Genomic DNA, 12,995 nt, shown 5'->3' on the forward strand with positions numbered 1-12,995 from the left:
GACCGCCGGCGCAGACAGCGTCGCGGCGGCCCCGCTCGTAACCTTGACGACTACGGCACCTTGTTACTGCATAGTTCCTCAAAGGCAGTACACGAACTTGCGGCGTAGTGTGCGGGTCGGTGGTGCCGGGCGTCCCCAGATCCAGGGCTTGGCGCGGGTGTTGAGCTGGGCGGTGGCCACGTCCACGGCGTGGGCGATCTCGTCGGTGTCGACAAAGGACTGTCCGGCGAACGCGGCCCGGCGCAGCAGCCGCCACCAGCCCTCCGCCATATTCAACCAGCAGGCCCGTTTCGGGATGAAGACCTGCTGAATCCGGGGGTGGCGGGCCAGCCACCGCTGTACCTTGCCGCTGCAGTGGCTGGACAGGTTGTCGGTGATCACCCGGATCTGCCCGCGCGGGTTGGCCCCGGCGATCTTTGCGAGGAGCTGGATCCAGCCGTCGCTGTTACGGGAGGGGGCGCAGCAGGTCACCTCGGTGCCGTCGCGGATGCGTAGCCCGCCGTAGACCCACAGCTTGTCCGGACCGCGGGAGTATTCCAAGGGTGCTTTGATGCGGTGGCCGTCGGGTGACCAGCCCGGCGCCGGCGGGAACGTCCGCGGGATCACCGGCCCCAGTTCGTCGGCGCAGATCACCGTGGTCCGCGCCGGCGGGTGGGTGTAGAGCCCGACGACCGCCGCCCTTTTGAGACGAAGTCAGGATCCTCGCTGTGCGCCCAGGAGCGGGTGTGCCGCCAGCGGACCTTCTCCGCCAGCAGGATCCGCCGCACCTGGCTGCGGTGCACATCGATGCCTTCGGCCTGGGCGGCCTCGGTGAGGCTGTTCAGCGTCCACCGCGGCGGGCCGTGCTCATCCGCAGCGGCCAACTGCCCGGCGTCATCACGGACCGGCCGGCCCGCAGGATCCGAACGAGCCAACGCGATGATGCGACCACGCTGCTGTTCGGTGATCCGGCGTTTGCGTCCCGCTCCGGGCAGGTCACCCAGCCCGTCGACACCTTCGGCGTTGAACCGGGCCAGCCGTTCCCGCACCGTCTGCATGTGGCAGCCGAGCTGGGCGGCGATCGCACTGGTACGGGCTCCGTCCCAACTGGCCGCGATCATCTTCGCCCGCATGATCCAGTCCGCTGGGGCGTGCCGCGACCCCGCCAACTTCCGGATCTTCCGCTCCTCCTCCGCATCCGCGGGAGGACGCGCGTACAGCAACTTCGGCATGACAGATCGCCTCCCCACCAGCATCCCACCAGCAGGGCCGATCTACACCCCCAAAGAGGAACTATGCACTAGGTGCGATGCGGCATGCGGCGTGAGGCTCGACACCGTCACTACTCTCCGTCGGGCATCTGTAACCTACCTAGAATTCTTCTAGATAGGCTACATGCACTCGAGCTACTCGATCCTACTGAGTGCCACCAAGAGGATGTCGTCGTTCCGGCTTTTCGCGTACTTCCGGAGCTCAAGCGGATCGGGCGTGGTGACTTCTAGCTGTGCGGCGAGGTCGGCCAGCCTACCGGCGAGCTCCCCGATGCCGGGCAGAGATCCGGCTCGCACCATGGCGCCGGCCCGTTCGAGAACGGCGCGCCGTCGCATCGCTGGGTCGTCGCACCAGAGCTGAAGGAACGTCTGCCGTCGGACCTCAAACGAGCCCAGCTTGGACCAGGCGAATCTGGAGGGAAACACCGATGCCGGCAACACCGCCCGCCACATACCATTCGCTGTGACCTGCGGAGTCACGTCGGCGAATCCGACCCCGTCGAGCCACGTCCGCCACACCTCGCGGGGGTCGACAGGTAGCTCGCCGGCCAGGATGTCACGCAGGTAAGGCGCGAGCACGCGGGCCAGATACTCGTCGGGACCATCGATGGCCTTGACGAACACGAGGACCGTTGACTCGCACTCCATCACGTACGCCGGCAGCCACTGCTTGTGCACCTCACGCGGTTTCGCGGCGGTGAGGCCGGCCGGCAGGTTGAAGTCCTCCCGGTCCGCCCGGCGGGCAAGCTCGTCAACGGCCTGGCTCCGGAACGGGGCCGGTCCGTTGATCAGATGGAAGATGGTGCCGTCGGCTAGCTTCAACTCGTCCGCGTCGAGCCATACCGTCCCGGAGTAGTGGCTGCGCGGCAGCGGTTTGCCGGTGAAGCCGTCGAAGTACAACCATTGCCGGTCTTCCTTGAGCACATACCGGAGGCCTTCTGTGACCGAGCGGGCGCCCAATGAGGTCAGGGATAGGGCGTCCCCGGACCGCTGCACGTGACCGATCGTGGCGAGGTACCGCACGCCCCGCTCGACCAGGGCGGGCTCCATACCGAAGAAATCCGCCAGAGTCGATACGTTGCGTAGCTCCGCCTCGCTGATGGCTCGCGAGAGGTAGCGATCGAACACCTCGTACGGCTGGGCTTCGGTGACTGTGGCCTCGATCTCGACCGCCCATACCGGCAGAAGCAGTGCGAGCAGCCGAATCGGCCGGGCAGCGGGGTCGGTGGCGACCCGCTCGACGATACGGGTTGCCGGCCAATGGGCAGCCGCTTTGCGGGTCTGCGCCGTCATGCCGGCCGCTCGCAGGCCAATCGATCGCGCAGGTCGCGGGAAGCAACGATGTCGCCGTGGCGCTGCGAGTAGTGGTACAGCTCACCGGCCAGGTGTCGGAAGCCGGGATCGTCGGCGCGGACCAACGTGCTGAAGTCACCGACGAGCACAAGCTGCTCCCGAGCGCGAGTTATGGCGACGTTCAGGCGCCGTAACTCGCGCAGGAAGCCGACCCGGCCGCCGGCGTTGCTGCGGGTGAAGCTGTAGACGACGATGTCGTACTCCTTGCCCTGGAATGCGTCGACGGTGCCCACACGGTCGCGGACGGCGGTGTCGCCGAGCATCCCCCGCAGCCGCTGATCGAGCAGTTGTACCTGCGCGCGGTACGGCGCGATGACCGCCCACTGCCGGTCGTGCCGGGCGTACCACTGCACCAGGTCCAGTACCAGTTGGGCCTCCGCGAGGTTGTCGCACCCGGCGGCCTGCCACGTCTCGGTTCTGGCCCGCGTGCGCTCGGCCCGTTCCCTTGGCGGAATGTCGGAGGTATCGATGAGAGCGAGCGGGCTGCGGAACACCGGCGACGGCGGCCCAGGCTCGGTCGCGGTTGCCAGCTTGCCGCCGTAGAACTGGGCCGATGCGAAGTCGGCGACGACGGCCGGCATGCGGCGCTGCCGGCGCAGGACCACCTGGCTGGTCGACGGCGCCTGCGCGATGAGCCGTTCGAACGCGCTGCGGGCGAGCAGGTCGGTCAGGAGTCCAGGCTCAACGCTGGACTCCGTTGGCCCGCGGCGTGCCAGCCACTGGCGTACGTCGTCGTCGACGAACGGAGGGAGCTGTTTGTGGTCGCCGACCAGGATCGCCCGGCGGGCGCGGACCAGCGGCACGAGTGTCGTGGTCAATGGAATCTGCCCGGCCTCGTCCACGATGGCCAGGTCGAAGTCGAGATCGCTGAGCCGGTTCTTCCGGATTCCGGCGCCGATGCAGGTCGTGCCGATGACGTCGGCGTACTGGATCAGTTCGTCGTGCAACTGGTCGCTGTGCTTGGCAAGCTGTTGCTGCCAGTCGTCGAGCAGGCGGGCGCGTTGCTGGAGTACGGGATGCCACTGCCCGCACCAATCGACGAACTCGCCCATCGCGTTGGCGTCATCGGGGATGGGCCGTACCGCGAGGATGCCGGCGAGCAGCCGTGCGTATTCTTGCGCGGCCCACCGGGTGGCCTTTTGCGTCCGGCCGATTGCGGCTTCGGCGGCGGCCACCTGCGCTTCGGTTCTACGGATTGCCGGATCGGTGTCAAGGGCCCGTCGCAACTCGGCGTTCCACGTTTGCAGGTCTTGTTCTGCGCGCACGAACGCGGCGTGCGTTTGAGCGCCGAGCGGGGTTGCCTCGGCCAGCCGTTCCCGGCAGCGGTTGGCCCGCCAACGGTGAATGAACCGAAGCGGTCCGCCGCGCTGTTCAAGGTCGCGCAGGCGGAAGCCCAGGTTCCGGATCCGTTCCGCGGCCGCTTCCGCGTCGCGCTTGGCCGCCTCCCGCGCTCGCTCAGCCGCCTCGATCGGCGGCCGAAGCCGGGACTCGACCACGGCCAGGGCCCGACGGTGCGCGTCGGCGGCCAATGCCGCCGCCGCACGGGCCTGGTTGAGCTCGTCGAGGGCTCTGCGCATCTGGCCGAGCCAGCCCTCGGCCGGGGACGGCGCGGCCGACCAGGGAGCGAGGCGCTGCGCCGTGGACTGCGTCCGGGACAGTACCTGATCCTGCAGGGCCGCGGCCGTCGCCGACAGGGTCTTGTGGGCAACTGCGCTGGAGAACCCCACGTTCCACAGTTGAGCGGCAGTTCTAGGCACGGGCGGCGGTGAAGCTGCAGGTCACCGGCTTGGCTGAGTGCCGGAATGGCTGAATCGCCTAGTGACACGCCATCAGCGACCTCATGCCGTCTAGCTGGCGCTTTGGCCGATCTCATAGCCACGTGTAAGGTCCTCGGCCGTGTATGTGCGGACCTCGACACGGAAGACCAGCGACGGTCGCAGCGTGCGCTACCTGCAGTTGGCGCACAACGAGTGGGATCCCGCGGTGCAGCGGTCGCGCACGAAGGTGCTGTACTCCTTCGGCAGGGAAGACGACCTCGACCGCGCCGGCATCCAGCGCCTGGTCGCAGCGCTGTCGCGGCTGCTGGACCCGGCGGCGGCCGCGTCGGCGACCGCGCCGGGCGGGCTGGAGTTCACCGAGGCCCGTCCCCTCGGCGGCGTGCATGTGCTCGACGCGCTGTGGCGACGGCTGGGCATCGACGCGGCGCTGCGCGCTCGACTGAGCGGCCGCCGACTGGGCGAGCGGGCCGAACGGATCCTGTTCGCGCTGGTCGCCAACCGCGCCCTGGCCCCGTCCAGCAAGCTGGCCGCCACCTCGTGGATCGCCCACGACGTGCACATCGACGGGCTCGACACGGTCGTCGACGAGGCCTGCTACCGGGCGATGGACTGGCTGCTTGAGGTCGAGCCAGCCCTGGCCGAGGAGGTCTTCCACGCCACCGCGCACCTGCTCAACCTCGAGGTGGACCTGCTGTTCTTCGATACCACCTCCACCTACTTCGAGACCGACGAGGCCGACGACCCGGTTGGCCGCGACGAGCACGGCCACCGCGTCGGTGACGACGCCGAGCCGGTCAGCGAGGCCGGGTTCCGCAGCTTCGGCAAGTCCAAGGACCACCGCGACGACCTGCCCCAGGTGATCGTGGGCATGGCCGTGACCCGCGACGGGATCCCGGTGCGCTGCTGGTGCTGGCCGGGCAACACCGCAGACTCCGCCCTGATCCGCCAGGTCAAGGCGGACATGCGCGCGTGGAGCCTGGCCCGGGTGGTGTGGGTCGCCGACCGCGGGTTCGCCTCCGCGGCCAACCGCCGCTTCCTGCAGCAGGGCGGTGGGCACTACATCCTTGGCGAGAAACTGCGTGGCGGCACCCCGGCCGCCGACGCCGCCCTGTCCCGGCAGGGCCGCTACCAGACCGTCCGGGACAACCTGCAGGTCAAGGAGGTGCGCCTCGCCCCCGACCTGGCCGATGACCGGTTCGTCGTCTGCTACAACCCGGCCGAGGCCGAACGCGACGCCGCTACCCGGGCCCGGCATGTCGCCGCGTTGACCGAGCTGATCGACGGCACCGACACCCTGCCCCGCAGCCGACGCGACGAGCTCGCTGGGGTGATCTCCACCAAGCCGCATCTGAAGCGCTACCTGCGCCGCACCCCCGGCGGACTGCTGCGCGTCGACGCCGCTGCCATCAAGACCGAGGCGAACCTCGACGGCAAGTACCTGCTGCGCACCTCCGACCCCACACTGTCCACTGAGGACATCGCGCTGGGCTACAAGCAGTTGCTCGAGGTCGAACGTGGCTGGCGCACTATGAAGCAGGTCATCGACCTGCGGCCGGTCTACCACCGCAAAGAAGACCGTATCCGCGCCCACGTGATCCTGTGCTGGCTGGCCCTGCTGCACATCCGCATCATCGAGACCACCACCGGCCGGACCTGGCCCACCGTCCGCGACGAGCTGCAACGCCTCCAGGCGATCACCTACACCGGACCCGCCGGCACCTTCCGACAGACCACCACGCTGACCAAGACCCAACGTGACCTCCTCACCGCGCTCGACATCGAGGCGCCCAAGAAAATCCTGGACCTAGCCACACGCGGCTGACCAGCACGAACACCACCGCCTAGTGACACGCCCCGTCACTGGGCCAAGCAGTGTTTCCCCAGTTCAACGCCTGTTTTCGCGGACTAGGACTGCTACTCATCTGTGGAACCCGGGAGAACCGCGCTTCGTTACCGACCCGGATTCCGGTGAGCGCCGTGGGCAGGCGCTCAATCACGTTGTCTACCGCGGTGTTGGTCTGGGACGCGATGAGGACCCGCTCGCCTCGCGCCGCTGCGGCCGAGGCGATCTGCACGATCGTCCGGGTTTTTCCGGTACCGGGTGGACCGAGCACAAGCAGCAGGTCGGGTACCAGCAACGCCCGATGGAACGCCGTGAGTTGATCGCCGTCCAGCGGCTCGGCGGGGTTCGACGCCGGTCCACGGCTTTCGTCGTACAGCGTGAAGTCGAGGTCGACGAGTAGCGGTAACAGCCGGGAATTGAGTGCCGTGCCGGCTCGGAGTTTGGCGATGGCGTCCTGCTGGATGCGCGGGATGAGGTCACCGCCGCTGACCACCAACTCGCCCTGTTCGGGGATGCGTCGGCGGTCCACCGGCGTGTCGAACTCGACGATCAATCGCTCGCCATCCGCGTTTCTGACCTTGCCGCGCAAGTCGGGTGCCTGTCGCAGCTCCACCAGGTCGCCCTCCCCCACCTCACCCGGCCTGGACAGCAGGAATGTGTAGATGCCCGCCGTCGTGCGCCGGGCCTCGCTCGACGCTCGTACCCCGTAGAAGGCCAGAGCGGGGCGGCCGGCGTTCTTCGCCGACGTGATCTGGCGGGCGCCCTCGGCGACCACATCGAGCGCGTCGCAGAACGCCTCGTACCGCGGGTCGCGCTGCTCCGTCGAGGACGCACGTCGTGCTTCCCGCTGGAGGCGATGCCATGCCTCGCGGATCTGCGCGTCCGGTGCAACGCAGCCGGGCGGCACGGCAGAGAGGTCCGCACCGTACAGCCATCGTGGCGGTGCGACCCGCAGCGCGCTGCGCGCCAGGCGCCCGTGGTTGCGCAGGTGCATCGGCTCGATGTACTCGATGAGAAATACGTCACCGCGCCGCGAAGACCGTACACCAACGCAGCTTCGGTTGGCGTAACACCGGATCCAGCCGCCACCGCCTTGACGCTCATCGACACTGACCGCCACTCCGCCTCGGTGCGTCAGCTCGTTCAGCTCCGCCACAAGGGCTGGGACGTCCGGCAGGAACGGATACCGCTGGCGTTCCCGTGCGTGCTTTTCCGGAAATGCCCGGCCCGGAACAAGCGCGATCGGTGCCGGCGAGCTGAGCGTGAACGGCTCGCCGATCAGCATGCCAATGCTCCGCCCGAACGCAGCACGGCGGTGCATTTGTCGATCAGATCTAGAAGCGTCAGCCGGTCGCCCGGTTCCGGCAAAAGAGCAGCCATCAATGCTCTGTCGATTGCTGGGGAAAGTTCTGGTCGCAGGATGCTCGGCGGCGGAGGGTTGGGACCGGGAAGCTGTCCGACCGCCAGGTGATAGATGATCGCGGCCAGTTGGTACACGTCCGTGGCAGCCGCGGGCGCACGTCGCGCCGGGCGTTCCTGCTCGGGCGCGCGGTAGAACGGCGTCCCCTCGCCCATGACCGGCGGTACTGCGGCGAGTCCGGCGTCGAGCAGGCTCAGCTTATGGCCGGCTAAGAACAGCGCCTCCGGGCGCAGCGCCCGGTGCGCCAGGCCGTTGCTATGGAAGTCGGCGAGCGCGCGGCCGAGGCTGGGTAGCGCTCGCAACAGCCCGTCCAGCGCTGTGGCCGAATAGGGCGGTGGTCCGAAAGCCGCCGGTAGCGACCGTCCCTGAGGAATGGCAGTGACGTAGCCGATCTGTCGGTCGCTACCCCATCGATCGATCAACTCCGGCAGGTTTCGCAATTGAGTGTGCAGGTCAGCTTCCCGAATCACCTGTTGCCGCCGCTGATCGGCGGACCGGTCGGGGCGGACAACATCAAGCCGCACGACCCGTACATCCCGCTGCCGCGGCACGAGCTGGCGGCCGTTCGACCGCTGCTCGCGGTATGAGCGGTCCGGCGGCCGATGGACCTCGACCGGGTCGTGGATGAGGACGCTATAGCCGTCGAGTTGCAGCTCGAGTCCGCCGTACCACTCATCGGTGTCCCGAAGCGGCGCCGTTCGGGGCCGGATTGCTCGCAACGGTATGGTGGGAGCGGCCGGACGTGCGGGCCGGCGCACGCACTCGTCGTGGGTACGCAGGACCAGGTCACGCAGGTCCGCGATGCGCACGGTCTGGTCGGCCTGCCGCGGCCGCTGCCGCTCGTTGACCGCGCGCATTGAGCCCGTCAGCCGCGCGATCCGCTGCTCGGGGCGGTCCGGCTGCTCGCTCGCCGCGGCGCCGATCCGATCGACCAGAACTTGGTAGCAGTCCTCCGCATATCGGGGATCCCGGTCGAGTAGGGATAGCGCGCCCATCATGTCACGGACGCCGACTGCGGTGATCTCGGTACGTCGTGGAAGCGGTGGGTCGGGCATGGCGAGCACCGTTTGGAATCGAGCCACCTCATCGGGCTGTACTCCGGCTGGAAGATAGTCGCGGAGGCGGTTCGTCAGTTTGTCCGAGGCGTCGGGCGTCAGGCCCGCGTTCGAGGCGAAGGTGCAACGGCATTGCTCCGTCATGGCCCGCCAGACCATGTGCAGATCCAAGATGACGTGCCGGAGTTGGCTCATCTGCCAGTCGCCTTGCCCCGGGTCCCGGTGCTTTATCGATACCAACTCCGGTTGTTCATCGGCCAGAATGGCGATGTAGTCCGTCGACCACTCCACAATGATCTCGGTAACGCCGCCGTAGACCAGGTTGGCGATGCAGCGGAGGGCGACGCACTCATCCTGGTAGCGGAACCGCCCTCGGGTAGGCCGTGCCGTGTTGCGGGCGTCGTAGAACAGGTCGCCAGGATCGGAGAACACGGCCGCCATGCCCGACACTTTAAGTCAACGCAATGGAGTTTATCAATTACTTTCGGCCATGAAGCCCCTCGGTGGGGCTCGGCTCGGTCGCCGGCGAACGCGAGCTACTGCGTGAGGAGGCGTGGGTGGATCGCGGCGTAGAACTCCGCGAAAATCCGGCGGCGAGGGCATCCGGCCCGGGGACATCCCTAAGCCGAGTTCCTCTTCGACCCCTATGCCGCGCCGCGTCGTGTGGTGACTCGTCGCCGTCGATGGTGCACCCCCTCGGAACATCTCCTGCCGTCGGTCGTCACCGCTCGACCGAGGTTGGCGAGTGCGGCGCGGATCTTGGTGCAGCGTGCGCAGGTTGCCAGCCGGCGGTGCCGGTCAGCGCCCGCGGCGGCATGCTGGCCCTGCGCGACCTGGAACTGGGGAACAAGATGCTCGTGTTTCGCCTGGCCCGCACCGTGAGCAATATGCTGTCTGTGCTATATTCGGGAAGTTGATCGACTGGTCGAGCGAGTTCGACAGGTGGCTGACCGACCTCGAACGTCGAGTGGAGGTTGGGCATGGTCGAGCGCAGGAGCAGCTCGATGTTGTCACGGCACAGTTGGAGTATCTGCAGGACATCAAGGAACCGCCGACGGATGACACGCCAACGTTGCGCCGGGTGCGGCAGCCGGGCCGGTACCAGGTCTGGCGGCTGTCGCATCCCTTCCGAGACGGGATCGCGATCCGCTTGATCGTCTGGTTCCCGTCGGAGGCTCCACCGATGATCGTTTTGTTCGGTAACGACAAGGCTCGGATGGGCGATGTGTTCTACAGCAGTGTCGGCAGCCGCGCCGACCAGGTGATCGCGGCCTACCTCAGACAGACCGATGGAGGCGAAGATGACTGACCAGTCGAACCATGTCGAACACGCCACCTTCGTCGGCACCGACGCCGCCGGCGCGCGCATCGCCCGGCTCCGGGCGCGACGCGGTGCCGCCGAGCGTGTCGACAACATTCGCGCCGAGATGGCCGCGGCCGATCGCATCTACGCCGAGAACCTCGCCGCAGTGCGTAAGGCTGCCGACCTCACGCAGGTCGAGCTGGCCAAGGCGATGGGAGTGGCGCAGTCGGAGATCAGTCGCATCGAGAGCCGCCCCGACATGCTGCTTTCCACTCTAGCCAGTTACCTCGCCGCCACCGGCGACCGGCCGCGTGTCGTTGTCACGATCGCCGGCCACGATGTCGAAGTTGACCTCACGCCACTGATCAAGCACTGATTAGGCGCGGGCGCCCGACGATGCGGAGCGCCGACGGCCTCTCCATCTGGCTGAACGGTGGGCAGCTCGTAGCCGAATGGCCTGACGCGATACCTGCCGTGGAAGTTGCTGGCCCTGGCGGTCGGTGGCCACGCTTCGCCGCCGACGGCGAGCGTAGCGACGAACGGGTCAACCAGCGCAACGGCTACCGGCCGCGGGACTGGGACACCCGTGCCGGCACCGTTGAGCTGGCGATCCCGAAGTTGCGGCACGGCTCGTACTTCCCGGACTGGCTGCTGACCCACCGTCGCCGCGCCGAACAGGCCCTCGTGTCGGTGGTGGCCACGGCGTATCTGCTGGGGGTGTCGCCCGGCGGGTGGAGAAGCTCGTCGAGCAACTCGGCATCGCGTCACTGTCGCGCAGCCAGGTCTCGGAGATGGCCGCCCATCTGGACGCGCAGGTCGAGGCATTCGGCTCCCGGCCCCTCGACGCGGCGCACTACACGTTCGTGTGGATGGACGCCCTGGTGATCAAGGTCCGCGAGCACGGCCGGACGGTGGCACCGCAGACGCTGACCCAACCTCGTGCGTTCGGTCTGCCAACGCCGACGCCGATAGCGGACCTTCCGATGTTGAATCCGAGGGCGACGCCTTGCCGACCGGCAGACCTTGGGTGGGTGCCATCCGACTGCGTGATCGCACCGCTGAGCAGCTACAGGCTGACGGCCGCAAGTCATCAGACGACGGGTGGGCTCGACGAGGAACGTCGACGCCTCCGCGATCACGGCCGGCAACGCCGTCAGTTCCGCCGGGCTCGGCAGCCGGAACACCCGTAGCTCCTGCACCTCAGCCTACCCAGTCGACGACTCGGTGATGAACTCGTGCCGCCCGCAGTCCTCGCCTCGGGCCGCTTGGATACCGAGGCGCTCAAGTGCTGTAGGCAGGCGGCGGGCGATCTTCCCGCGCCCGCGGTACCTTACGGGCCGCCCGGTCAGCGCCTGACGGCCCGTAAGGTGCTTACCCGAAGACCCGCGCCGATCTGGCGACGCCATCGGTGACGATTTACATCTCGCGATAGCCCGGGCCCCCTGATGGTCAGCGCGATGACAACTCCAGGCCGCCGGCGACGAGGAGTACGTCGTTCAGGCCGAATCCGCCTTGCGCCCATACCACCAGATAGGGGTTGGGAATCCGGATGTACGCGGTGAAGTGCTGCGTGTTTGCCGACGGATCGAGTTCCTCGTACGGCCAGCCGTTGGCGAGGGTGGGCAACTGCGGTGCGTCTCCGACGCCTGCGGTGGCGCCGCGGTCGAATACGGCGACGGCCGACACGGAGATGGAGATCGTGCCTTGGGGGCCGCGGATGGTCAGGTCGCCGCGTAGTGAATCGGCCATGGTCGAGCAGCCGGTTACGTGTGCCCCATCGGGTAAGGCGGTGGTGCGTACGAGCAGGTTGCATCGGTGGATGACGTCCAGGCGGAGCGTTCCGGCGAATGCCAGGGCCTTGTCCACCGGCACGGGACCGCGGACGGACAGTTCGGCGCGGGCGCCGGCCATCGGCTGCCAGGTGATGCGGGTGGCGCCGAGTGTGCTGTTCGGTTCTTTTCCGGTGACGACGAGTGCCGGCTGCCCTCCGACGGTCGCTGGCGAACTGTGCGGTTGCTGCAGCGTTCCCGGCAGCGCCGTGGGATTCGGAGTCGGTGAGGTGGTCACGGGCGTCAGCGTCAAATCTGCGAAGAACTCGGTGTCGTCATGCGCTTGCGGATCGTCGAACGTGACCGTGTTGCCCCACAGCGACAGCCTTTCGACGCCGTCTAGCACCGCCCAGGTGGTCGTGCGCACCGGGTAGGGAAACCGTCCCACGCCGAAGTGAATCGTCTGCGGGTCGGCGCCGATCGCCGCTGAATCAGGGTTGGGGTTCGCGGCCGACGGCGCCCCTGGAACGGCGTACCCGCCGAGAGGCAAGCGCGGGACGAGCACGGCCACCAGCCCGGTCAGCGCCAGCACCGCAGCCATCGCACCGATGGCCCGGCGGGCGCGGCGCCGACGACGGGCCGGACCGATCCGTGCGAGCAGTTCCTCAGCGTCGGTGTCGGCCTCCGCGCGTGCCCGTAGCGTTCCTTTAAGGTTTTCCAGGTCCATGGTCATCGGTGGGCCTCCTCCAGGTCGTGCATCTGGATGCGCATCGCGGCCAGTGCGCGCATGGCGTGGGTGCGGACAGTGACCCGCGAACAGCCGAGGATCTCGCTGATGCGGTCATCGTCGAGGTCCTCGTAGTAGCGCAGCGCGATCACCGCACGCTGGCGCGGCGGGAGTGCTCGAACACGCTCCCAGAGGGCAAGCCGCTCGGCGGCCTGCGGGCCGTGGTCGGCAGAGTCGGGTCGCAGGTCGGCGCCCAGATCCACCGGTATCTCCCGGCTCGCACGGCGACGCCACCAGGAAACATTGAGGTTGATAAGAATACGCCGGACATACAGGTCCGGCTGGTCGGCGCGTAAGATCCTTGACCAACGTGGGTAGGCCCGCACGAGCGTGTCCTGCACGAGGTCGTCGGCTCGATGGACATCGTCGACGAGCAGACGCGCGAGGCGGAGTAGAGCAGGGCCGCGGGCGAGCACGTATTCCTCGAAGGTCACACC

Annotated in this window: 12 protein-coding genes and 1 pseudogene; 5 read left to right on the plus strand and 8 right to left on the minus strand. The window is 67.9% G+C overall.

What is annotated here, in order from left to right:
• Window positions 1–78: 78 nt before the first annotated feature.
• From Drose_RS01670 to Drose_RS01685, 4 genes are all read right to left on the minus strand, one after another.
• Complete coding sequence (locus Drose_RS01670) at window positions 79–633, minus strand: IS630 family transposase (RefSeq protein ID WP_260726406.1); 555 nt, start codon at window positions 631–633, stop codon at window positions 79–81.
• Window positions 630–1,211: a helix-turn-helix domain-containing protein gene (locus Drose_RS01675; protein WP_260726407.1), complete on the minus strand. Its 582-nt coding sequence runs from the start codon at window positions 1,209–1,211 to the stop codon at window positions 630–632. The genes Drose_RS01670 and Drose_RS01675 overlap by 4 nt, the downstream gene beginning before the upstream one ends.
• Window positions 1,212–1,385: 174 nt before the next feature.
• Complete coding sequence (locus Drose_RS01680; RefSeq protein WP_260726408.1) at window positions 1,386–2,543, minus strand: hypothetical protein; 1,158 nt, start codon at window positions 2,541–2,543, stop codon at window positions 1,386–1,388.
• Window positions 2,540–4,330 (minus strand): DEAD/DEAH box helicase, encoded by a 1,791-nt coding sequence (locus Drose_RS01685; protein ID WP_260726409.1) that lies wholly within the window; start codon window positions 4,328–4,330, stop codon window positions 2,540–2,542. Before Drose_RS01685 ends, Drose_RS01680 begins: the two co-directional genes overlap by 4 nt.
• A 169-nt stretch (window positions 4,331–4,499) precedes the next feature.
• On the opposite strand from Drose_RS01685, the gene Drose_RS01690 reads away from it, so the two are divergent.
• Window positions 4,500–6,203 (plus strand): IS1634 family transposase, encoded by a 1,704-nt coding sequence (locus Drose_RS01690; protein WP_260726380.1) that lies wholly within the window; start codon window positions 4,500–4,502, stop codon window positions 6,201–6,203.
• A 19-nt stretch (window positions 6,204–6,222) separates the two neighbouring features.
• On the opposite strand, the gene Drose_RS01695 is transcribed toward Drose_RS01690, so the two are convergent.
• Complete coding sequence (locus Drose_RS01695; RefSeq protein ID WP_260726410.1) at window positions 6,223–7,509, minus strand: AAA domain-containing protein; 1,287 nt, start codon at window positions 7,507–7,509, stop codon at window positions 6,223–6,225.
• On the minus strand, window positions 7,503–9,140 hold the full coding sequence (locus Drose_RS01700; protein WP_260726411.1) for a serine/threonine-protein kinase: 1,638 nt from the start codon (window positions 9,138–9,140) through the stop codon (window positions 7,503–7,505). Before Drose_RS01700 ends, Drose_RS01695 begins: the two co-directional genes overlap by 7 nt.
• A gap of 350 nt (window positions 9,141–9,490) precedes the next feature.
• Between Drose_RS01700 and Drose_RS01705 the strand changes: the two genes are divergently transcribed.
• The 4 genes and pseudogenes from Drose_RS01705 to Drose_RS01720 all read left to right on the plus strand — a co-directional run.
• Window positions 9,491–9,616 (plus strand): hypothetical protein, encoded by a 126-nt coding sequence (locus tag Drose_RS01705; RefSeq protein WP_260726412.1) that lies wholly within the window; start codon window positions 9,491–9,493, stop codon window positions 9,614–9,616.
• On the plus strand, window positions 9,613–10,008 hold the full coding sequence (locus Drose_RS01710; RefSeq protein WP_260726413.1) for a hypothetical protein: 396 nt from the start codon (window positions 9,613–9,615) through the stop codon (window positions 10,006–10,008). The genes Drose_RS01705 and Drose_RS01710 overlap by 4 nt, the downstream gene beginning before the upstream one ends.
• Entirely contained in the window at window positions 10,001–10,378 is a 378-nt protein-coding gene (locus Drose_RS01715) for a helix-turn-helix domain-containing protein (protein ID WP_260726414.1), read from the plus strand. The genes Drose_RS01710 and Drose_RS01715 overlap by 8 nt, the downstream gene beginning before the upstream one ends.
• A 149-nt stretch (window positions 10,379–10,527) precedes the next feature.
• Window positions 10,528–10,916 (plus strand): annotated as a pseudogene (locus tag Drose_RS01720) (transposase); the annotation flags it as partial.
• A 535-nt stretch (window positions 10,917–11,451) separates the two neighbouring features.
• Here the strand turns inward: Drose_RS01720 and Drose_RS01725 are convergent.
• Both Drose_RS01725 and Drose_RS01730 read right to left on the minus strand, forming a co-directional pair.
• Window positions 11,452–12,504, minus strand: coding sequence for a hypothetical protein (locus tag Drose_RS01725; protein WP_260726415.1), 1,053 nt, complete (start codon window positions 12,502–12,504; stop codon window positions 11,452–11,454).
• A complete protein-coding gene (locus tag Drose_RS01730; RefSeq protein ID WP_260726416.1) occupies window positions 12,501–12,992 on the minus strand; it encodes a SigE family RNA polymerase sigma factor in 492 nt (163 codons plus the stop codon). Before Drose_RS01730 ends, Drose_RS01725 begins: the two co-directional genes overlap by 4 nt.
• Window positions 12,993–12,995: the final 3 nt, after the last annotated feature.

The organism is Dactylosporangium roseum (genome assembly GCF_025264685.1).
GTDB classification, from domain to species: Bacteria; Actinomycetota; Actinomycetes; order Mycobacteriales; family Micromonosporaceae; genus Dactylosporangium; species Dactylosporangium roseum.